This is a genomic window from Pseudomonas sp. FW305-70 (assembly GCF_058783925.1).
Genome location: NZ_JBYSYZ010000003.1, coordinates 83,515 through 106,266, shown reverse-complemented (window position 1 = coordinate 106,266; position 22,752 = coordinate 83,515). Strand labels below are relative to the sequence as shown.

The 22,752-nt window shown below is 60.7% G+C and carries 16 protein-coding genes; 9 read left to right on the top strand and 7 right to left on the bottom strand.

What is annotated here, in order from left to right:
• Positions 1-50: 50 nt before the first annotated feature.
• The gene (locus tag AC3WN7_RS03390; protein ID WP_102673669.1) at positions 51-1,964 is read right to left on the bottom strand and encodes a sigma-54-dependent Fis family transcriptional regulator; all 1,914 of its coding nucleotides are present in this window, start codon (positions 1,962-1,964) and stop codon (positions 51-53) included.
• A 323-nt stretch (positions 1,965-2,287) separates the two neighbouring features.
• Here AC3WN7_RS03390 and exaC point away from each other — a divergent pair, with 323 nt between their 5' ends.
• The 9 genes from exaC to AC3WN7_RS03345 all read left to right on the top strand — a co-directional run bounded on the left by exaC (position 2,288) and on the right by AC3WN7_RS03345 (position 11,770).
• Positions 2,288-3,808, top strand: a complete 1,521-nt coding sequence (exaC, locus tag AC3WN7_RS03385) for an acetaldehyde dehydrogenase ExaC (protein ID WP_095965731.1) — start codon at positions 2,288-2,290, stop codon at positions 3,806-3,808.
• Positions 3,809-4,080: 272 nt separating this feature from the next.
• Positions 4,081-5,454 (top strand): ethanolamine permease, encoded by a 1,374-nt coding sequence (eat, locus tag AC3WN7_RS03380; protein WP_015096992.1) that lies wholly within the window; start codon positions 4,081-4,083, stop codon positions 5,452-5,454.
• 189 nt (positions 5,455-5,643) lie between these two features.
• A complete protein-coding gene (locus AC3WN7_RS03375; RefSeq protein ID WP_102673670.1) occupies positions 5,644-7,038 on the top strand; it encodes an ethanolamine ammonia-lyase subunit EutB in 1,395 nt (464 codons plus the stop codon).
• Positions 7,035-7,871 carry an ethanolamine ammonia-lyase subunit EutC gene (eutC, locus tag AC3WN7_RS03370; RefSeq protein WP_409077330.1) on the top strand — a complete coding sequence of 279 codons (837 nt, stop codon included), beginning with the start codon at positions 7,035-7,037 and terminating at the stop codon, positions 7,869-7,871. Before AC3WN7_RS03375 ends, eutC begins: the two co-directional genes overlap by 4 nt.
• A gap of 114 nt (positions 7,872-7,985) precedes the next feature.
• Positions 7,986-8,447: a GNAT family N-acetyltransferase gene (locus AC3WN7_RS03365; protein WP_015096995.1), complete on the top strand. Its 462-nt coding sequence runs from the start codon at positions 7,986-7,988 to the stop codon at positions 8,445-8,447.
• Between the two features lie 232 nt (positions 8,448-8,679).
• Positions 8,680-9,336, top strand: a complete 657-nt coding sequence (locus AC3WN7_RS03360; RefSeq protein ID WP_095965734.1) for a DedA family protein — start codon at positions 8,680-8,682, stop codon at positions 9,334-9,336.
• Positions 9,337-9,340: 4 nt separating this feature from the next.
• Positions 9,341-10,153 (top strand): M90 family metallopeptidase, encoded by an 813-nt coding sequence (locus AC3WN7_RS03355; RefSeq protein WP_095965735.1) that lies wholly within the window; start codon positions 9,341-9,343, stop codon positions 10,151-10,153.
• A gap of 113 nt (positions 10,154-10,266) precedes the next feature.
• Positions 10,267-10,794 carry an inorganic diphosphatase gene (gene ppa / locus AC3WN7_RS03350; protein WP_007894323.1) on the top strand — a complete coding sequence of 176 codons (528 nt, stop codon included), beginning with the start codon at positions 10,267-10,269 and terminating at the stop codon, positions 10,792-10,794.
• A gap of 229 nt (positions 10,795-11,023) precedes the next feature.
• Positions 11,024-11,770, top strand: a complete 747-nt coding sequence (locus AC3WN7_RS03345) for a LexA family transcriptional regulator (RefSeq protein WP_102673672.1) — start codon at positions 11,024-11,026, stop codon at positions 11,768-11,770.
• Positions 11,771-12,075: 305 nt separating this feature from the next.
• Here the strand turns inward: AC3WN7_RS03345 and AC3WN7_RS03340 are convergent, their stop codons facing one another.
• The 6 genes from AC3WN7_RS03340 to AC3WN7_RS03315 form a co-directional block, all read right to left on the bottom strand.
• Entirely contained in the window at positions 12,076-13,089 is a 1,014-nt protein-coding gene (locus tag AC3WN7_RS03340) for a PDDEXK nuclease domain-containing protein (protein ID WP_095965738.1), read from the bottom strand.
• A gap of 299 nt (positions 13,090-13,388) precedes the next feature.
• A complete protein-coding gene (locus tag AC3WN7_RS03335) occupies positions 13,389-14,201 on the bottom strand; it encodes a YfaP family protein (RefSeq protein WP_102673673.1) in 813 nt (270 codons plus the stop codon).
• Positions 14,202-14,204: 3 nt separating this feature from the next.
• A complete protein-coding gene (locus AC3WN7_RS03330; protein WP_102673674.1) occupies positions 14,205-15,824 on the bottom strand; it encodes a DUF2300 domain-containing protein in 1,620 nt (539 codons plus the stop codon).
• Position 15,825: 1 nt separating this feature from the next.
• The gene (locus AC3WN7_RS03325; RefSeq protein WP_102673675.1) at positions 15,826-20,385 is read right to left on the bottom strand and encodes an alpha-2-macroglobulin family protein; all 4,560 of its coding nucleotides are present in this window, start codon (positions 20,383-20,385) and stop codon (positions 15,826-15,828) included.
• Positions 20,382-21,020 carry a DUF1175 domain-containing protein gene (locus AC3WN7_RS03320; RefSeq protein WP_104451308.1) on the bottom strand — a complete coding sequence of 213 codons (639 nt, stop codon included), beginning with the start codon at positions 21,018-21,020 and terminating at the stop codon, positions 20,382-20,384. Before AC3WN7_RS03320 ends, AC3WN7_RS03325 begins: the two co-directional genes overlap by 4 nt.
• Positions 21,017-22,729, bottom strand: coding sequence for a DUF2138 domain-containing protein (locus tag AC3WN7_RS03315; protein WP_102673676.1), 1,713 nt, complete (start codon positions 22,727-22,729; stop codon positions 21,017-21,019). Before AC3WN7_RS03315 ends, AC3WN7_RS03320 begins: the two co-directional genes overlap by 4 nt.
• Positions 22,730-22,752: the final 23 nt, after the last annotated feature.

Below are 22,752 nucleotides of genomic sequence, written 5' to 3'. Positions count from 1 at the left end.
TATAGAACCAGGGTGGGAGCGGGCTTGCTCGCGAATGGCCGCGACACGGTTTACCGGGCGATACCGTGCTTACGCAGCTTGCGATACAGGGTATTGCGACTGACCCCAAGCTGCTCCGCCGTATGCGTCATATGCCAGCGCGTCTGCTCCAGCGTCGTGAGCAACGCCAGCCGCTCGGCATCTTCCAGCGGATGCTCCGACACCTCTTCAATCGTCGACACCACCGGCCGTGCCTGTCGAATCATCGCCGGCAAATCTTCCAGGCCGATCCGTCCGCCCTCACACAGAGCTGCCAGCGTACGCAGCACATTTCGTAACTGGCGCACGTTGCCTGGCCAGGCAAATCCCAACAAGGCCTCGCGTGCCGGCCCGTCAATCGACACCGCTTCTCCGTGCGCCTCTTCGGCCAGTAAAAAATCGAGCAACTGCGATTTGTCACTGCGATCACGCAAAGCCGGCAGCGCGACTTCCAGCCCGTTGAGGCGGTAATACAAATCCTCGCGGAAGCTGCCGTCCTGCACGCGATCCAGCAAATTACGGTGGGTGGCGCTGATGATCCGCACGTTTACCGCTTCCGGCTCGCCACCGATCGGCACCACCTGCCGGTCCTCCAGCACCCTGAGCAATCGCGTCTGCAGGGCCAGTGGCATGTCACCGATTTCATCAAGGAACAAGGTCCCGCCGTCGGCCTGTTGCAACTTGCCACGCATGCCTTCCTTGCGCGCACCGGTGAAGCTGCCGCCACGGTAACCGAACAGCTCGCTTTCGATCAGGCTCTCGGGAATGGCCGCGCAATTGAGGGCGACGAAGGCTTTCTCCGCCCGCTGGCTAGCGTGGTGCAGCGCTTTGGCAAAGGCCTCCTTGCCGGACCCGGTTTCGCCGTTGATCAGCAATGGCACGTCGCGCTCGTACACGCGCAAGGCCTTGCGAAAGTCGGCCTGCAAGGTCGCATCATCCAGGCAAATGCCCGACAGGCGCGGTGCCGGTGCAGCCTTGGGAGCAGGCTCCATCGGAATCGGCAGCGACCGCCGCGCCTCGCCGCGCAATACCGCGAACAACTTGCGACCATCACGGGTACGCAATGGCCAACTGGCTGCGGCATTGATACTCGCCCGCCCCAGCAACTCATCGAGCGAGCAATCGAAAAACGCTTCCACCGGTTTACCCAGCAAGCCGCCGCGAATATGCCCCAGCAGGTTCAGCGCACTCTGATTGACCGCGCAGATGCGCCCTTCTCCGTCGAACGCCAGCAGACCTTCGCTGAACAAACCGACGGACTCAGCCTGCAAGTGAAAACGCAGAAGCCATTGGTTGTCGAAGCAGCGCAGGAAGTAACAGCTCTCGATCATCTTCGCCGACAGATTGACCAACGCCATGGTGTGGAACTGACTTTGCCGCGACACATCGCGGCGCGCCGACGACACGTCGAGCACGGCCAGCAATTCGCCATGGGGATCGAAGACCGGGCTCGCCGAGCAGGTCAGGCCGGTGTGGCGGCCGCGAAAGTGTTCGTCCTGATGGATGGTCAGCGACTGACGCTCCACCAGGCAGGTGCCGATACCGTTTGTACCTTCGCAGGCCTCGCTCCAGTCGGCGCCGAGCCAGAGCCCGGCACGCTCGAAAATCTGTCGTTCGGCAGGCGCGGTGACGCAATTGAGGATCACGCCGCGGGCGTCGGTCAGCAGCACTGCATGGCCGGCACCGGAGAGTTGCTGGTGCAGGCTGGTCATTTCATTGCCAGCGATGTGCAGCACTTGCTGCAAGCGTTCGCGACTTTCAAGGACACGACCGTGTTCCAGCACCGTCGGTGCGATGCTCAAGGCCGGGTCGAGGTGATAGTCCTCAAGGCAGCGCAGCCAGGAGCGGGCGATGGACGGATCACTGCCAGGGCCATGCAGGTGGGCCTTGCCCTGAGTAACGGTCAGAACCTGCTGGGCATGGCGACTCAAATGGTTGTCGTGCATTTCTTATTATTCTCCCCCCGAAAGGTGTACACGCTCCCTGTAGGAGCTGCCGCGTCAGTCCTTGTGATTGCCCGAGCATCCTCCAGCCGGGCCAGCATTGCAATGCTGGCAAGACCGCCCGGTCACAGGCCGTGTCAGAATCGGTACAAAGTGTCACGCCAGCTGTACCGAAAGCGTCACAGCCGCACTCCATCCGTCCGACAAAAAACGCGCAAGGCCTTGATTTGCCTGAGCTGCAACGCACTGGCCCGCCCCTTGCTCTACGCTTATAGCAAGCGCACATGCGCGACTCCCTATAAGCACAAAAGCAAGGAGAGACCACCATGCGTTACGCTCACCCCGGTACTGAAGGCGCTATCGTTTCGTTCAAAGCCAAATACGGTAACTACATCGGCGGCGAGTTCGTCGCGCCTGTCAAAGGTCAGTACTTCACCAATACCTCGCCAGTGAATGGCCAACCGATTGCCGAATTCCCCCGCTCCACGGCCGAAGACATCGACAAGGCCCTGGATGCTGCCCACGCCGCCGCCGATGCCTGGGGCGCCACGTCCGCCCAGGCGCGCTCGCTGGTGCTGCTGAAAATCGCCGACCGCATCGAACAGAACCTGGAACTGCTGGCAATCACCGAATCCTGGGACAACGGCAAAGCCGTACGTGAAACCCTCAACGCCGACATCCCGTTGGCCGCCGACCATTTCCGCTACTTCGCCGGCTGCATCCGCGCCCAGGAAGGCAGCGCTGCCGAAATCGACGGCAACACCGTGGCCTATCACATCCATGAACCCCTCGGCGTGGTCGGCCAGATCATCCCGTGGAACTTCCCGATCCTGATGGCCGCCTGGAAACTCGCTCCGGCCCTGGCTGCCGGTAACTGCGTGGTGCTCAAACCCGCCGAGCAAACCCCGCTGGGCATCACCGTGCTGGTCGAACTGATCGGCGACCTGCTGCCACCGGGCGTGCTGAACATCGTACAAGGCTTCGGCAAAGAAGCCGGCGAAGCCCTGGCCACCAGCAAACGCATCGCCAAGATCGCCTTCACCGGCTCGACCCCGGTCGGCTCGCACATCATGAAATGCGCCGCCGAAAACATCATTCCGTCCACCGTGGAGCTGGGTGGCAAATCGCCGAACATCTTCTTCGAAGACATCATGAAGGCCGAACCGTCCTTCATCGAGAAAGCCGCCGAAGGCCTGGTGTTGGCGTTCTTCAACCAGGGCGAAGTCTGCACCTGCCCGTCCCGCGCCCTGGTGCAGGAGTCGATCTACGACGAATTCATGCAAGTGGTGATGAAGAAGGTCCTGCAAATCAAGCGCGGCGACCCGCTGGACACCGACACCATGGTCGGCGCCCAGGCGTCCGAGCAGCAATTCGACAAGATCCTTTCGTACCTGGAAATCGCCAAGGGCGAAGGTGCCGAGTTGCTGACCGGCGGAAAGGTGGAAAAACTCGAGGGCAACCTGGCGAGCGGGTATTACATCCAGCCGACGCTGCTCAAGGGCACTAACAAAATGCGTGTGTTCCAGGAAGAAATCTTCGGCCCGGTGGTGAGCATCACCACCTTCAAGGACGAAGCCGAAGCCCTGGCCATCGCCAACGACACCGAGTTCGGCCTCGGCGCCGGCCTCTGGACCCGCGACATCAACCGCGCCTACCGCATGGGCCGCGCCATCAAGGCCGGTCGTGTGTGGACCAACTGCTACCACCTGTACCCGGCGCACGCCGCGTTCGGCGGGTACAAGAAGTCCGGCGTCGGCCGTGAAACCCACAAGATGATGCTTGATCACTATCAGCAGACCAAAAACCTGCTGGTGAGCTACGACATCAATCCGTTGGGCTTTTTCTAAAAAATCGGGGCGCTACAGGTGTTTTTGTGGCGCCCTTTCCACCGCTTTCGCGAGCAAGCCCGCTCCCACAGGGGGTTTGTGTAAACCCGCATCAGGTAACCGACACAAGTCCAATGTGGGAGCGGGCTTGCTCGCGAAGGCGTCCGTGAAGACCCAACACACAAAGCCTGGCCGCTCTGGCACGGGCCTTGCGTACCCGTATTTCAGCGTTTCACCCAACCCGTCACACCCGAAAGTCCAAAAGATCGAACAATAAAAAATAGAGAGGACTTATGACTACTTCTTCCACACAGCTCAAACCCACACTCGGCACCCTGCATCTATGGGGCATTGCCGTCGGCCTGGTGATTTCCGGCGAGTACTTCGGCTGGAGTTACGGCTGGGGCACCGCAGGCACCCTGGGCTTTCTCGTCACCGCATTGATGGTGGCGACGATGTACACCTGCTTCATTTTCAGCTTCACCGAACTGACGACGGCGATTCCCCACGCTGGCGGGCCATTTGCCTATAGTCGTCGGGCCTTTGGTGAAAAAGGCGGGTTGATCGCCGGCATCGCTACCCTGATCGAGTTCGTCTTTGCCCCACCGGCCATCGCCATGGCCATCGGCGCCTACCTCAACGTGCAATACCCGGAACTGGACCCGAAGATCGCCGCCGTTGGCGCCTATTTCGTGTTCATGGGCCTGAATATCCTCGGCGTCAGCATCGCGGCCACATTCGAACTTGTGGTCACCGTGCTGGCCGTCGCTGAATTGCTGGTGTTCATGGGCGTGGTCGCCCCGGGCTTCAGTTTCAGCAATTTCGTACTGAACGGCTGGTCGGGTGCCAATGAGTTCACGATGGGCTCGATTCCTGGCATCTTCGCCGCCATTCCCTTCGCGATCTGGTTCTTTCTCGCTATCGAAGGCGCAGCCATGGCCGCCGAGGAAGCCAAGGATCCGAAGCGCACCATCCCCAGGGCCTACGTCAGCGGCATTCTGACCCTGGTGTTCTTGGCCATTGGTGTGATGGTGATGGCGGGCGGCGTCGGCGACTGGCGCCAACTGTCGAACATCAACGATCCGCTGCCCCAGGCAATGAAGGCCGTGGTTGGCAATAATTCGACCTGGATGCACATGTTGGTGTGGATCGGTCTGTTCGGCCTGGTGGCGAGTTTCCATGGGATCATTCTTGGCTATTCACGCCAGTTCTTCGCCCTGGCTCGCGCTGGCTACTTGCCCAAAGGCCTGGCCAAACTCTCGCGTTTCCAGACGCCGCACCGGGCCATCCTGGCCGGTGGCGTGATCGGCATTGCGGCCATCTACAGCGATGGCCTGGTCAATCTGCAAGGCATGACCCTGACGGCGGCGATGATCACCATGTCGGTATTCGGCGCCATCGTGATGTACATCATCAGTATGCTGAGCCTGTTCAGACTGCGTAAAACCGAGCCGAACCTGGAACGCACCTTCCGTGCGCCAGGCTATCCGATCGTACCGGGGATCGCGCTGTTCCTGGCAGTGGTGTGCCTGGTAGCGATGGCGTGGTTCAACACCTTGATCGGCCTGATCTTCCTCGGGTTCATGATCGCCGGTTACCTGTACTTCCAGTTGACCGCCCGGCAGCGCTCCGAAGCACCGGCGGACGCTATGCTCGAAGGTATCTAGATGCACCGGTGCCGGGCCCGCTGCCCGGCGCCTGCATGATTGAAGTGCACGCAGTTCCCATGTGGGAGCGGGCTTGCTCGCGAAGGCGTCGTGTCAGTCGGCATCTAGTTTGAATGACACCCCGCATTCGCGAGCAAGCCCGCTCCCACAGAAGAGCAGATTGCAGTCATTATTGGAGGACTCCGCCCCATGGCCACATTCGCCCATACCGTCGGCGCCCAGACTTACCGCTTCGACAGCCTCAAGGAAGTGATGGCCAAGGCCAGCCCGACCCGCTCCGGAGATTTTCTGGCCGGCGTCGCCGCGCTCAACGATGGCGAGCGGGTGGCCGCACAGATGGCTTTGGCCGACACTCCGCTAAGCCACTTTCTGCAGGAAGCACTGATCCCCTACGAATCCGATGAAGTCACCCGACTGATCATCGACACCCATGACAAACAGGCCTTCGCGATCGTCAGCCACCTCACCGTCGGTGGTTTCCGCGACTGGCTGCTCAGTGACGCCGCCGATGAACAGGTCCTGCGCGCCCTGGCACCCGGCCTGACGCCGGAAATGGCCGCCGCCGTATCAAAGATCATGCGTGTGCAGGATCTGGTGCTGGTGGCGCAAAAAATCCGCGTGGTCACGCAGTTTCGCGGCACTCTGGGTCTGCGCGGGCGCCTGTCCACGCGGCTGCAACCCAACCACCCCACCGACGAACCGGCCGGCATCGCCGCGAGCATTCTCGACGGCCTGCTGCACGGCAATGGCGACGCGATGATCGGCATCAACCCGGCCACCGACAGTATCGCCTCGATTTGCGCGATGCTGGAGATGCTTGACGCAATCATCCAGCGCTACGAAATCCCGACCCAGGCTTGTGTGCTGACCCACGTCACCACGTCGATCGAAGCGGTCAATCGCGGCGTCCCATTGGACCTGGTGTTCCAGTCGATCGCCGGCACCGAAGCGGCCAATGCCAGTTTTGGCATCAACCTGAGTGTGTTGAAAGAAGGCTATGACGCCGGATTGAGTCTGAATCGCGGCACCCTGGGCCAGAACCTGATGTACTTCGAAACCGGCCAGGGCAGCGCTCTGTCGGCCAACGCTCACCATGGCGTCGATCAACAAACCTGCGAAACCCGCGCCTATGCTGTCGCGCGTCACTTCAACCCGTTTCTGGTCAACACCGTTGTCGGCTTTATCGGCCCGGAATACCTGTACAACGGCAAACAGATCATCCGCGCCGGCCTGGAGGACCACTTCTGCGGCAAATTGCTTGGTGTGCCCATGGGGTGCGACATCTGCTACACCAACCATGCCGAAGCTGACCAGGACGATATGGACACCCTGCTGACCTTGCTGGGTGTCGCCGGGATCAACTTCATCATGGGTATCCCGGGCTCCGACGACATCATGCTCAACTACCAGACCACCTCGTTCCACGATGCGCTCTACGCCAGGCAGACCCTGGGGTTGAAGCCCGCGCCGGAGTTCGAGCAATGGCTGGCGAAAATGGGCATCTTCACTCAATCGGACGGCAGGATTCTCTTCGGTGACAGCCTGCCGCCGGCCTTTCGGCAGGCCTTGGCGCAATTGGGATGAGTAATGACATGGATAAACTACCCTTCGATCCCCACAACCCATGGCTGGAACTGCGACGCCTGACACCGGCGCGAATTGCCCTGGGCCGAACCGGCACCAGCATTCCCACCCGTGCGCAACTGGACTTCCAGTACGCCCACGCCCAGGCGAGGGATGCGGTGCACTTGCCGTTCGATCACGCGGCACTCAACTCACAACTGGCCGAACGCGGACACGAAAGCCTTTTGCTGCACAGCGCAGCGATCGATCGCAACAGTTACCTGCAACGCCCGGACCTGGGACGAAAGCTGAGTGACGCGTCGGCAAAGACCCTGCGTGATTACGCTGCGGCGCATCCTGGCGGGATCGATCTGGTGATTGTGATCGCCGACGGCCTGTCGGCACTGGCCGTTCATCGCCACGCCCTGCCCTTTCTGGCACGCCTCGAAGAACAGATTGCAGCCGAAGGCTGGACTCTTGCGCCAGTGATATTGGTCGAACAGGGGCGCGTGGCGGTCGCTGACGAAATCGGTGAGTTGCTGGGTGCGAAAATGACCGTCATCCTCATCGGCGAACGCCCTGGCCTCAGCTCTCCGGACAGCCTGGGATTATATTTCACCTACAATCCCAAGGTCGGCCTTACCGATGCCTACCGTAATTGCATCTCCAACGTGCGGCTCGAAGGCCTGAGTTATGGCATGGCGGCACACCGTTTGCTGTATTTGATGCGCGAAGCCTGCCGACGGCAGTTGTCAGGGGTCAATCTGAAGGATGAAGCACAGGTTCAGACCCTGGAGTCGGACGCGGGAGCCGACATGAAAGATAATTTCCTGCTTGGGCCGCCGAATGCCTGAACCGCTTCCGCATTGCACATTCGTACCAGTTTAAGGCAGGATCGTGGCACGGCCGCCAAGGGTTTCCCATCGCCGTCAGAGACGTAAGACAGCCACTTGAAGACGAGACCTACCATGCGGATTATTCAAGCGACCCTCGAACACCTGGACCTGCTGACCCCGTTGTTCGTCAAATATCGCGAGTTTTATGGCTCCCTGCCGTATCCGGACTCGTCCCGGGCGTTCCTCGAAAAACGCCTGCGTCGCAAGGAGTCAGTGATCTACCTGGCGCTGTCCGATGACGACAGCAACAAGCTGATGGGTTTCTGTCAGCTGTACCCGAGCTTCTCCTCGCTGTCACTCAAACGCGTGTGGATCCTCAACGATATTTATGTCGCCGAGGACGCCCGCCGCCAGTTGGTGGCCGACAACCTGATCCGTACCGCGAAAAAAATGGCCAAGGAAACCAATGCCGTACGCATGCGCGTTTCCACCAGCAGCAACAACGAAATCGCGCAGAAAACCTACGAGTCCATCGGATTCAAGGTAGACACCGAATTCAAGAACTATGTGCTGCCGATCAGCGACGAACTCTGAATCACCTGCACCCTGCTCGCGATGGCATCGCGAGCAGGCTCCCCCCCCCGTTCGTTATCAAACATCAGCCCTGTCATGACATTCCCCGGTACAATCTCGACGCGATTTTCACCAGTCGCCTCGTATAATTCCGATATTCCCGGCTTGTAAGAAAAACTACCCCTATCCGTAGTCTTACGCGAAGTCATCCGCACAGGCCTGTAGACTCGGGCCAATACCACAGGTGCTATCCATGGATTTCAACCCGATCGACATTGTCCTGCATCTCGACGTCTACCTCGACATGCTGGTAGCCAACTACGGGGCATGGATCTACGCCATTCTGTTCATGGTGATCTTTTGTGAAACCGGCCTGGTGGTCATGCCCTTCCTGCCGGGCGACTCCCTGCTGTTCATCGCCGGCGCCGTGGCGGCCGGTGGCGGCATGGACCCGGTACTGCTCGGCGGTCTGCTGATGCTGGCGGCGATTCTGGGCGACAGCACCAACTACATCATCGGACGAACGGCGGGTGAAAAACTGTTCAGCAATCCAAACTCGAAGATCTTCCGCCGCGACTACCTGCAACAAACCCACGACTTCTACGACAAGCATGGCGGCAAAACCGTGACCCTGGCGCGCTTCCTGCCCATCATCCGGACCTTTGCCCCCTTCGTCGCCGGTGTGGGGAAAATGCCCTATCCGCGCTTCTTCGCCTTCAGCGTGCTGGGCACCATCCTGTGGGTCGGTGGCCTGGTGACCCTCGGTTATTTCTTCGGCAACGTACCGTTCATCAAGAAGAATCTGTCGCTGCTGATTGTGGGCATCATCCTGTTGTCGCTGGTGCCGATGATCATCGGCATGGTGCGTAGCCGCCTTGCCGGCTCGAGCTCCAAAGCCGAATCGCGCTGACACGATGTGGTCCCTGAGCGCCTGGCGTCGCAGACGCACCCTGGCCAGGCACCCGATTGCCGATGACATGTGGCAACGGGTGCGTCATCACCTGAGCTTTCTCGATGGCATCAGTGCCGCCGAAGACCAATGGCTGCGCGAAGCCTGCGTGCTGTTCCTCGAAGACAAGCACCTGAGCGCCCTGCCCGGCGTTGAACTGCATCAGGAGCAACGCTTGCTGCTCGCTGCCCAGGCGCAACTGCCGCTGCTTCACCTCGGCGACCTGAACTGGTATCAGGGCTTCCACGAAATCATTCTCTACCCCGATGACTTCCTCAGCCCCCAGCGCCATCGCGACGCCAGCGGCGTCGAGCATGAATGGGACGGTGAGCACAGCGGTGAAGCCTGGCAGCAAGGCCCGATCATCCTCGCTTGGCCCGGCGTTTTGGCCAGCGGAGGCTGGGAAGGCTACAACCTGGTGATCCACGAACTGGCGCACAAACTCGACATGCTCAATGGTGACGCCAACGGCCTGCCGCCATTGCATCCCGACATGCGGGTCAGCGACTGGGCCAAGGTCATGCAAGAGGCCTACGACGACCTCGACCGGCAACTGGAACGCAATCCCGACGCTGAAACCGCCATCGACCCGTACGCCGCCGAAAACCCTGCCGAGTTCTTCGCCGTCACCAGCGAATACTTCTTCAGCGCCCCGGATTTGCTGCACGAGGCTTATCCACGGGTGTACCAGCAGCTGAAGCTGTTCTATCGCCAGGACCCGCTGGCGAGGTTGAAGCAACTTCAGGCGCATGACCCTGTCTATCAGGCACACCAGTGAGCGCCATACGACTTCTGGTACATGGCGTCGACACAGGAATATGCCTATAATCGCCGCCACTTTTTGGTCAATCCGGCCAAGTGTTTCTGGTCAACTAACGGGGGCAACGCCCAATGAGCTACAGCAAGATTCCGGCTGGCAAAGACCTGCCGAACGACATCTACGTCGCGATCGAGATCCCGGCCAACCACGCGCCGATCAAGTACGAAATCGACAAAGACAGCGATTGCCTGTTCGTTGACCGTTTCATGGCCACCCCAATGTTCTACCCGGCCAACTACGGTTACATCCCGAACACCCTGGCTGACGACGGTGATCCCCTCGACGTGCTGGTCGTGACCCCTTACCCGGTTGCTCCTGGTTCGGTGATCCGCGCTCGCCCGGTCGGCATCCTGAACATGACCGACGACGGTGGCGGCGATGCCAAAGTCATCGCTGTTCCGCACGACAAGCTGTCCCAGCTGTACGTCGACGTCAAGGAATATACCGACCTGCCAGCACTGCTGATCCAGCAGATCGAGCACTTCTTCGCGAACTACAAAGATCTCGAAAAAGGCAAATGGGTGAAGATCGAAGGCTGGGCCGGTGCAGACGCCGCCCGCGACGCGATCACCAAGTCGGTTGCAGCCTATAAAGGCTAAGAGCAGTCGCGAGCTTCCAGCGGTAGGCTGCAAGAAAAACCCCGGGTGATCCGGGGTTTTTTGTGGGCGCTTGATAAGCGAATTAAACAGAACGTTTAGTCTTGTTCGGCATAGGTTTTTATCTGTTTAAAATTCCTCAAGAACGTCTTACATCCGGTCGTAAATTACCCACGAAATTTGAACGAGGCGTTTATTCAAACCCTTGTTAGCCGCCAGTAGACTCGCGTTCATGAAAAAGAACACTAGCGGCCCACGCTTTAAAGCGCTCCTCGAAGCAGCGAACATCACGACCACCGGTTTTGCCGACTTTCTGGGTACGGCTCCGCAAAATGTACATAACTGGTACACCCGCGGCGTGCCTGCCCATTGCATGGAAGAAGTCGCCCGAAAACTCTCCGTCAGCAGCGACTGGCTGAAAACCGGTGAAGGCTCGAAAGACGCCCGGCATCTGCGCCTGATCGAGGAGTCCGGCAACACCTACGACGCCCAAACCATCCGCGGCGTCTACACGGTCATAGAGCCTGTCGACGTCGAACTGCCTTTCTACAAAGAAGTTGTCATCACCCCCGGGTCCAACAAAACCCACGTCATAGAAGACCCCGAGACATCCATCCGCCTGCCCCGCAGCCATCTCGATGCACTGGAAATCAACCACGCCGACGCCATCTGCGCCTTCATGAGCGGCAACAGCATGGGGGAAAAAATTGAAGACGGTTCAACCCTGGCGATTGACCGAGGCCTGACCCAGATTGTCGATGGCGAGATTTACGCCATCGAACATGACGGCATGCTGCGTATCAAGTACCTGCACCGACTACCGGGCAACTCCCTGCGATTGCGCAGCCACAACCGCGCCGAGTACCCGGATGAAATCTTCCGGGCGGCACAAATCGAGGAACAGAACATCCGGGTACTGGGTTGGGTGTTCTGGTGGTCGACCCTGAACAAACGGCGGCCGGCGGTGCCCTTTCTTTAAACGCGCCACAACGCCCATCGGCCATCCACCCAGGTGGCCGAACAGCTCTGCACGGCACTTCCCGCTGGGAATTTGCGCCAAACCTGCGTATGCTGCGCACCACATTTGCGCATCGACCCGCCCTGCGGCTCAGATGCGCTGACCTGACAGATGACTTTCTCACCAGGTCCCACAGCCGGACGCAAGATCCGGGTGTACGTTTTGAAGGCTGGCGCGGTTTACCAAAAATGATCCAAGCCAGTCCCCGAGAAGCCGGCCACAAGCCGGCTTTTTAATGCCTGAAAGAAGGCGATTCACAATAAAAATCACTCAGCCCCTTCAGTATTCTGCGCATAAAACTCCTGCAGCTTGGCTTGCAACAGTTTCTTGTCTGGCAATTGAGTGCGGTACTCCGCAATCAAGGCTGGCGACAGTGAGCGGTTCAAGGCGTACTCGACGATTTCGTCCTCTTTGCTCGCGCACAGCAATACGCCGAGCGCCGGGTTTTCGTGTGGTTTGCGGACATTGCGGTCCAACGCTTCAAGATAAAAATCCATTTTCCCCAGGTATTCCGGCTCAAAGCGCCCGACCTTGAGTTCGATCGCCACCAGGCAGTTCAGCCCGCGGTGGAAAAACAATAGATCCAGCGCAAAGTCCCGCCCGCCTACCTGCAACGGATATTGCGAACCCACAAAGCAGAAGTCCCTGCCCAGTTCGATCAGAAAGTCCCTGAGCTTGTGCAGCAGGCCTCCATGCAAGTCTGTCTCTGCATGACCACGCTCCAGAGCCAGAAACTCGACCACGTAGGCATCCTTGAACACGTCCAGGGCCTGGGGATGAATTTGTCGCAGCGGTGCTGAGACTTTTGCCGGGCTGACCACTGAACGTTCAAACAGAGCGGCCTTGAACTGCCGCTCCAGTTCGCGGCTCGACCACTTTTCCTGGATTGCCATGCGCAGGTAAAACTCGCGCTCCTCCGGGTGTTTGCTCTGGTTGAGGATGATCAGATTTTGAGTCCATGGTAATTGTCTCAGCAGTGCTGAGACTTTTACGTCATGCCTGTACGCCTCGAAAAATTGACGCATACGAAACAAGTTAGGCCGGGTAAAGCCTCGCAATCCCGGCTGGGTACGAGCGAGATGAGCGGCCAGTTGAGCCACCACCCCATCACCCCACTCCGCCGCTTCAATCTTGCGGCTGATGTAGGCCCCAACCTGCCAGTGCAGCTCTATCAGCTCGGTGTTGACGGCCTGCATGGCGCGATGTCGCGCGGCCACAATCAGTTGGGTAATTTCACTGAAAGCAGAATCGAGAGAGGTATTGCCAGGAAGATCATTCACGTCAGGGCATTTCCATGTCAGCGGGAGGGCCCTCTCAATTACTCCTGATACCGACGCAGTAACATTCACAATGTATTTCTGCATGAAACAACGCTAACAAGCATCCGTCCCGCCCAGAGAACACTTGCCAAGCCAAAATGGCCGATGCTAGATCCACCCGGTCCAAAGACCGCTACCCTTAACCCGGAAGAGGCTCTGCCGGGCGGACTTCGCTTTCAAGCTCAACGATGAAGCCCTGTATGGCGCCAAGGATCACGGGCGCAATCGTGTGCAAACCCTGCGCAAGTTGTACCTCAACCTCACGGATAGCTGAACGATTTCACCAACGTCAATTCCCCGACCGCCCGCATCGGCACCAGGAAGGTTTCCATCTTCTCGCTCGGCGTGCCTTCCTCGGTAATCACCGTCACCTGCGCGGTGGTCAGCGCTTGTACCGCGTCTTCCTGCCCCTCCTCATCACTGCTGTAGCCGCCACCGAAGTAGTTCACATACACCAGGTACTGGCCCTTGATCGGTGCAGGCATGGCGAAGATTTCCGGGCCGTAGCCGGTAGTGACGTCGACGTCGAGCGCTGCGCCGTTGGGGGCGATGCGGTCGCCGTACCAGATGTGCGCGCCGTCGGGGGTGATGAGGTGCAGGTCGAGGTCGGTGTTGTCGCTGTCCCATGCCAGTAGTACACGTAACTTGGCCGGGGTCGCACCGCCGCTGCTGTTGAGGAATTGCGTGCGGTGGCGTTGCTGGCCATCGGGGTTGCGAACTTCGACGCTGTTGCTGCCGTTGGGGAATGAGAACGGGCGATCGAAGCGGCCGGCCGGGTCGATTTTCAGCGGCATGCTCACCCCGTTGACGATCAGCCGGCCGGGCTCTGTGGATTTCGCTGTGGCTTTGATCTGGCCGCTGATGCGTGCGGTGTTGGCCTGCCCTGCCGGGGTGTTGACCGACGAGGCCGGGTAGTTGACGACCTGCCGGAAGCTTTCCCCCTCGCCCTCGGGCGCGCCGGTGCGCCAGCCGCCTGCGGGGGTGTCGAGTTTGACGCTGTCCGCCGCCATCACTGATGGCAACGCCAGCAGCGAGCAGAGACACAGCAAGACCTGTGGATGACGGAGTTTCATGGTCTATTCCAGCAAGAGGTGGCGGGCGAGCCCTTCGATGTAGGTTTCATCCTGGCCGTTGGGGTGTGCCTCGAAGGCCAGGTGCAGGTATTCGTGGGTCAGGTCGAGGCGGTCTTGCAGCGTCAGCACGCCACGCACGTAGATACGCTGGCGTTCGCGGTCGACATAGGGGCGTCCGAAGGCCAGGCGGCATACGGCGAAGGTGCTGACTTCGTTGTAGCCGACCTCGCCTACCAACCGCGCACGCCAGCCGCGCCGTTGTTTCTGCAGCCAGTCTTGCGCGGCAGGCAACGCTTCGCAGGACGCGATCGGGTTGTCCCAGCGACTGAGACTGGCGCGTGGGTAGGCGTGCAGCAGGATGGCGTCGTAGCGCTGGCCGGCACGGGCCTGTTCGACGGCTTGCTGCCAGGACAGTTTGTCCGGGCCGGGTTGATCGGAATGATAGGTGACGGTGCTGCCGGCCAGGATCAGGTCGCGGGTCCACGCGGCGATGTCGCGTGACTCGGACGATGCCGGACGCGGCGCGACCCGCTGACGGCTGCTGCTGTCGTCGATGCTCAGGCAATCACCGCTGCGCGTGGCGTTTTGCAGCAGGTACGTGCGGATGGCCACCGCAAGGGCTTTGGCGGCCTCGACCGGCTCGGCAGTGGCTTCGCGCTGGAGCACACGGGCGACGTACTCTTCGCGATCCAGCCGGGCGACGAGCTTGTCATTCAGCAGAAAGAGTTCGCCGTCACTGTGGATATCCAGCGAATTGCCGTTGGCGAATTCGACGCGGTAGTCACCCTGTAACGCTCCGGAAGTCACCGCGGAGCCTCCTGACAAGACACGCCGAAGTGGATAGCGGGAGAACAGATCAACTTCTACACACTGCGCTGCATCCGCAGGCCAGGAGACAGGTATCACCGTAGACAACGCCCGGGAGTTATCGCGCAATACCCGCTGACTGGTGCCCCGCCCCCCGGCCCAGACCGGTGTGCCATCCGCCGTCCAGCCGGCAAACCCACCCTGGCGTGACGTGGCATCCTGATCCGCCAACCAGCTCCAGGTCTTCACCCGCAGGCGGCTTCCAAGTTCGCCGACGACATTGCCATCGGCGGCATTGAGCACCACATCGAGCAACACACGTCGAGCTTGATCCTGCGCCGGCAGCACGGCCAACACCTTCAACAGTTGCGCCACCGAAACCCGGGTAGCCGGTTGCAACGAAGGTAAATCCAGCAACCATTGCGGCGCCTTCCGTGCCTGCCAATAGGCTCGCCAGTCGGCCTCGCGGATGCCCAGTCGCGCGGGTTCGAAATACAGACCGCATGACTTCACCAACGCCTGATCGCGCTCGATCCTGCCGCCCGCCGTGCAGCAATAGACTTCTTCCTTCGACTGGCCGCGACATTCGTAAGCCGGCTCACGCGCACCGGTATCCACCAGCCAGGCGTAGACGAACAACTTCCACACACTGCCCAGTGGCGTCTGCAAGGCCTGCGGCAGTGGTTCGCGAGCGATTACCTGAGTTCGGCTCAACGACAGTAAATCGCCCTTGAAGGCCAGGCGCAGCGGTTCCTCCTGCGCTGTCGCCAGCACAGGGATCAAACACAGCAGCCACCCCAGCAGCAACCTGTGCACGTCAGTGAACCGTGACCTGGCCAAGGGCTGCCTTTTGTTCCCTCGCCTGATGCTGCGGCGCATACACCTGAGTGAATCGCACCGGCGGCAAGTTGAACTGCCCCTTCTGCGAGAAACGCACCAGATGCCGCAGGCGCAATTCGCCACTCAAGGCATCGACCGGAACGGCATAAGCCATTTGCCCCGGCTCGAAACGCGCCTTCTCCAGCGATGTCGGTTCGGTGCCAGCCTTGCCCATGAGCTTGATGCCCCAGGTCGTGCGCTCGACATCGGCGCCCGGTGGCAGCGGCACTTCCAGCAGACCGTAGCGCAGCGGTCTGGCGGCTTTGCTGGTGAGGATCACCTCGTCGAGATAGAGGCTATCGCTGGACAGGGGCGCGTTGCCGACCGCTTCGAGTTTGAAGGTAAAAGCTTCATCCCCCGGCACCAGCCGCGACAGGCGACGGGTGATGGTCACGGCCATCGGATCGACCGTCGGCTGCTGGCTCCGGTAGCTCAATGCAGCGCGCAGCGGACGCTCCTGCACCCCGCTCAGCGTCAATACCGCCGGCACTGGCGCAGGCCCCTGCCACGTCCAATACATCTCACCAGAAACCCCGTACTGTTTCTTCCAGCCTTCACCCGGGGCCAATGCAATGGTGGGCGATGCCTGCTCGATGCTGCGCTGCAGCCAGGTGAGCGCCAATGCCCGCTCCAGAGTCGATTGCTGCGGCAACAGACGTTGCAGCAACGCCTGGGCGTGAGCCTGATCGAAGGGTTGCAGCGACAGCTTCAGCGCTTCGGCAAACGGCTGGGAACTGACCGCCAGACGTTGCTGCGCGTCGGCCAGTTGCCGGCTGAACGCATCCGGCAGAACAACCTTCGCCTGCCTGGCCAGCGAGGCCGTCAGCACTCGCGCGGCAGCCAGTCCCAAGGCTGAATCCGGGTCGCTCATGACGAGGCTGTCTTCGCCGTCTTCCATCAGGTTCGCGGCAGTGCCCTCGCCCGCTTTCACCAGATCGTCCATCAGGCCACTGAGCAAGGTGCTGACCGGTAACTGCATCTGCCTGGCGAACGACAGGATCAGCGCCCGCTGCAGCAGCGGCGTGTTGTTCGCCTGTTTGGCGTAGACCTCCAGCACCCGCTGCCAGTGTTCCGGCGGCAGGCTCAAGTCCAGCACCCGGCTGGCGTGCCAGTCGGCGTAATAGGCGTAGGCGGTGAGGAACGCGTCCGGCTCGCCGTCCATGCCCCACCAGGTGAAGCTCGCCGAAGGACCGGCCATTTGTACCAGGCGCAGGCGACTGTTTTGCATGATCAGGCGCAAGCGATCGCGGATCTGCGGATTCGCCGCCAGCGTCGGGTAGGCGATGCTCAATGGCAGCAGGCGACTGGCGGTCTGCTCGACGCCACCGTAGGGGTAGCTCAACAGGTCGTCGAGGGCCGAACGGAACAACGCTTGCGGACTGTCATCCAGGCGCAGGCGAATATCGGTCGCGTCTGCCGGCAATGTCAGCGGTGTATCGCCGCTGCTCACATCGAGACTCTGCGATTGCGTCACCCGCCAGCCTTCACCGGTCGCGCTCAGGTGCACCGTCAACGCGTCAGCGGTTTTGCCGTCCTGCACCAGCTCGGCGCTCCACTCGCCATTGGCCAGTTCGAACGCCGGCAACGGGACGTAGTTGATGCCGCTGTTGAGGGTCACAGGTACGCGCTGTTCGTTGCCGGCGTAACGGGTCACCAGTTCGGCCTTGAGCGGTTTCTCGGCCTGACTGAAGGCGAACACTCCGAGGTCCGGTTTGTCGCCGGTACGGAATCGACTCGGCCCGCTCCACTTCAGGTACAGCGGTTTTTCCGAGCGAACGAATTGCTTCTTCTGTCCGACCTGACCGTCATCGGCGATGGCCCTGGCGGTGATACGCCAGCGGGTCAGGGAGTCAGGCATCTTGAAGGTGAAACGGGTCTTTCCGTTGGCGTCGGTCAACAACTCCGGCTGCCAGGCTGCTGTGTCGACGTCCTCGCGACGCGGCCGCTCCAGCACCTTCACGCCGCGCTCACTGCGATTGGCTTTGCCCGGTGCACCGGGGCTGCCCGGCAAGGCGACGTCATAACTGATGAACGACAAACTGGCGCTGGTGCGCACGTTGTTGCGCCGCGGGTGATAGAAGAACTGGTCGATGCTCGGCGCGACTTCCGGTTGCAGCGCGTAGACCATTTCATCGACCACGCTGACCGTCAGGTGCGCCGGGATCGGCTTACCGGCAAATTGAGTCGTCAGGTCCACCGAGACGGTTTCGCCCGGCTGGTAGGTGTCTTTATCGGTGGCGATGACCACGTCGATCTGAGGCGTTACTACCTTGATGCCGGCGTTCTGGAAACTGTACTGGCCGCCCTTGGTGTACAGCACCGAGAAGGTCAGGTTCGGCGCGAAGCCGTCCTTCACCGGGATGCGCGCGCGGTATTGGGTATCGCTGAGTTTTTCCGTCTTCAGCCAGTCACCGCCTTTGGACAGCAGCGCGGTCGCCTCGACCTTGTCCCGCTCCAGCGACAACAAGGCATCGTTGACCGGTTCCGGAAAAGTGATCAGCGCCAGCGCTTCATCGCCCGTGATGTACTCGGGCTTGTCGAGGACGATTTCCACGGTGCCGGGCACGGCTTTGACACCTTCACCGGTGACCGAATGCCCGGTGGCGCCGACCACGCGACCGTGGTCATCCTTGAGCGTCAGGTTGTAGGTGCCCGGTCGGTCAAAGGCCAGGGTGAAACCTTTGTCGGTTGCCGCGAGTTTACCTTCGCCGGTGCTCTGGTCTTCCAGACGTACCCAGCCGTAGCTGCCCGGTGTAACGGCCTGGGCCTGCTCACCTTCGCGGGTGTAGCTGAACGCAACCTTGTCGCCCACCGCGCTGAAGCGTCGGGGCGCGCTCAAGCGGAAGTTCGCCGCACCACGGTCGATAAGGATTTCCTTAGTGGTCTTGACCCGATACGCCGCGCCGTCGCTGGCGAACACGGTCAGCATGTAGCGACTCGGTTTGTCGGCGGCGGGCAGGTCGAGCGTTGCGTTGCCCTTGCCGTCAGTGGTCAGTTCGGTACTGGTCAGCTCCACCGGAAATTGCCCGAGGTATTGCAGCTCGTTGTCGACCATCGACAGCTGTTGGGCGCGCAGGCTCAGGCTCAATTTCGCATTGGCCACCGGTTTGCCGTCCGGGTACAGCAGCACCAGATTGCCCTTGACCGGCTCGCCGGTGCGGTAATCCTGCTTGGCCAGATTGAGCGAAATCTCGAAGTGCGGCTTGATGTATTCAGCGACGCGGAAGGCGCTGCTGTAGGTCTGGTCCTTGTAGGTGAAACGCAGTTCATAACCACCGGCCACGGCATTGTCCGGCAACTGGAAGCGGCCTTGGGTGCCGGCCCTGGAATCGAGCTTCAAATCGAGGGATTGCAGCGCCGTGCCGGTGGCATCGAGCACGCTCACATTGAGGTCGGCAGCGCTTGGCTGCACCGAGTCCCGCGCGTTCTTGAATTCACGCCCGACGATTTTCAGCGACACCCAATCCCCCGGCCGATACAGCGGTCGATCGGTGAAGGCATAGAGTTTTGTGTCGTAGATTTCACTGTCGTAGTAGAAGTTCTCGGAGACGAACACCCCGCCCTCTTCGTCTTCACCGATCACGAACGAACGCTCGGGGCTGACGTGTTTCAAGCGCAGCAAGCCGTCGCTATCCGTGGCACCGCTGCTCATCACACCCAGGCCGTCGGTCCACAGCACATTGACCTTCGGCACCGAGCTGCCTTCATGTTTGCGCGCGGCCCACACCAGCAATTCGTCACCGGCAATCTTGCTCACCGCCACGGTGTTGGAGACGAACACCATGGTGGTCGCGCGGTACTTGCCGATCAGCGCTTCCACCAGATAAAGACCCGGTTTGAGAGTGCCCAGCGGGATATACACATTGCCCGGCGCGACACTGACAAACTCGCTGGAAGACCCGGCCAGGTTCACCCCCGCCGGTGGCTGGATCGGCTTGGCCTGCCACAACGGGTAACGGAACTGGCTGACCACCGGCAAGCCCGGTATCAACGCGAATTGCGGCTGTGCATCGTAGGGCGTTGGCGCGGCCATCGCATTGCCCATCTTCAGTTCCGGCACTTCCTCGGTGACTTGTTTACGCGACTCGTAGGAAAACGCCCGCTGCATCACCCGGCGGGATTTGCGATACCAGTTGTCCCACAGGTACGCGAGGGTGTTGGACAGGCCTTCCCCCTTGAACTGGCCATCGCTGACCACCCGATGCAGATTCTTCTGGCGCTTGAGGAAGTCCAGCGGCTTGTCGATGCGATACACCCGAATGTCCGCGCCGCCATAAGGCTCCATGCGAAACCGGCGATAGTCGCGGCCCGGCGCTTCGAGGCGCACCATCGCCGGTTCATCGCTGGCGAAACTGCTGTCCGCCAGCAGGAAAAAGCTCTCGCCAGCCACCGGCGCATAGCCGCTGGCCGGAACCGAGTCATCGGCGTTAACCACCGAGAGTGGCAGCGCCCACACCAACATCAGAGACAGAAAACGCAGCATGCGGGCACCGGTCATTGGGAGAGAAAATTCAGTCGATAGACGCCGATGAAGTTGGGGTTGGCTGCGTCGGGTATCCATCGGGTGTCCTTCCATGTCATGAGTTGCTGCAGGCTTGCCGAACGCATGCCGTTGTCGGTGGGTGTGGTGGTGCCGGTGTGATAGGCGATGTAGCGGCCCATCCAGATCATCAGGTGCTGGTCGTCGCCCTGATCGAAAAACATCAGGTCGCCGGGGCGTGCCTGTGACACATCGCGGCTGACCAGATGGCTGTTGAACTGGATCAATTTGATCGCGTTGACGTACGGCCCGACCTTGCCACCACCCTGCTGCCACTGCTGGGCGAGACCGCGCTGGGCGTCGCTCAATTGCAGCTCCGGTGGCAGGTAGCGATTGGACAGGCCATTGCTGCGCAGCCATTTGTCGTCATGGACTTTCAGCGCTTCATTGGCGGCGAAGCGCACCAGCCCGGCGCAATCCTGCTGATACCAGCGAGGGCTCGGGCCCTGGCTCAGTTGCTCCTGGGCGATGCGCACGAACCAGGCGCGGAACACCTGGGATTGCTGCGGGTCGAGCGATGGTGCTTCGACAGCGCGGGCACCTGCGCTCAGCAACAACGCCAGCAGGCCGAGACTGCGGATCAATGCCGTCACAGGGCTTTCCACTCCAGCGGCAGCCACTGCCAGTGGCCGTCTGGCTCGCTGCCTTCGGGCAAGGTCAGGGCGTATTTGCCGTAGCCACCGAGCGTGCGCAGTTTCGGCATCAGGAAGGTTTGTGCGGCGTTATAGAACACCGGTTCCATGTCCTGGGGCAGGCTGTCGAGGGTTTCCTGCTGCATCAGTTGCGCCATGGAATCAGGGCCGAAATAGACGGGCATCAGCAAGTCCTTGGGCACCACGTCGGCCATCGGCGGGAAGCGTTTGTCGAGGGTGCCGAGGGCCTTGTCCACCAGCTTGTCGTCGAGGGAAAACAGCAACGTCGAACCATGGCGCGCCAGGCTGACTTTCATGAACGCCTTGCCGGTGATGGCACCGGGATCTTGAGCTTCCCTGGCCGAATAGGGACCGAAACTGGAGCTGACCTGGCGTTGCCACTGATGGCTCTGGCCTTCCTGTTTTTCCAGCACCGGGAAGGCACCGTCTTCGACGTTGCTCTCGTGCGCACCGACCATCGAGCCGAACAGTTTGCCCAGATCCCCATCGAGCTTGCCGCCGTCGTCATCGTTGAGGCTGGCCACCAGTAAGGGCGTGTACAACCGCGAATCGGCATACCAGCAAAGCCCCGCCGCGCCGGCCATGTGTTCGGTCAGTGCCTGGGCCACCTTCTCCTCTGCACCGAGCTTCACCAGCAACGGCTTCTGTTGTTCGGCAGCCAGCGGCAACGCCACGCAAGCGCTTGCGCCCATGGGCATGGCTTGCCAGATCGGTTTGAAATCGAAGTCCGACTGATTTTCCAGTTCATCCATGGCCAGGAAGCTGTGCCAGCCCGTGTCGTCCATGTCAAAGCGCAGGCCGGCAAAGTTCGGAATGAAACGCTGGTAACCCATGGCCAGCACGCTGGCATTCACCGACAGGCGTTGTTTCACCTGCGGCGCACGAGGCGGCAGGCCGAAGGCTTCGGGAAACAGCTTTTCGCCATTGAGCAGCGCGGCAATAGCCGTGGTCGATACGCTGCCCGGTTCCTCCATTTCACCGTTTTGCGGATCGTAGAGTTTCGCCGGATTGGACAGCACCACCAGTTTGTCGCCATGGGACGCGAACAACAGCGCCTTGCTGGCGTTGTAATTGAGTTGATAGAGCGGCACGTCTTCGCTGCCGACCTTCACGTCAGCAACCTTGCTCAGCTGCGAGTCGTCCAGCGCGACTTTGGCCATCGGTTCCAGCACCTTGGCCAGGCCGCCGCGATCCATCACCAGCAGGAAATCCTTGAGCCGCCCGTCCGCCCCGCGCCACAACGCGACGTCGGCAGGCTGATCGAACAGTTGCTCGATCAGGGTGTCCTGCAATTTCAGGTCATGTTCGTAGATGATCCGCCGCAAACTGCCGATCAGGCCGAGGCGATCGGCGTGGGTTTCGTAGTAGAAGACGAAATCTTCGGTCAGGGTTTCCTTGAGGAAGGGCACCGCGAGCAGGTCTTTGGGCAATTGGCTCAAAGAGTGGGTCTCCAGCAAACCATCCGGCCGGCCCATACCCAGTTTGTCACTGGCCAACGCAGGCGCCGGCGCCTTGGGTTTGTGCATGAGCCATCCCAACCCACCGGCCACGCCAGCGACCAGGCATATGCCGATCAGCAGCGTCGGCCAATGCAGGGAAGGTTTGGCCGCGGGTGCGCCAGAGGCCGGAGTAACAGTGCTATCACTCATGTTCACAAAACCCGATGTTCATC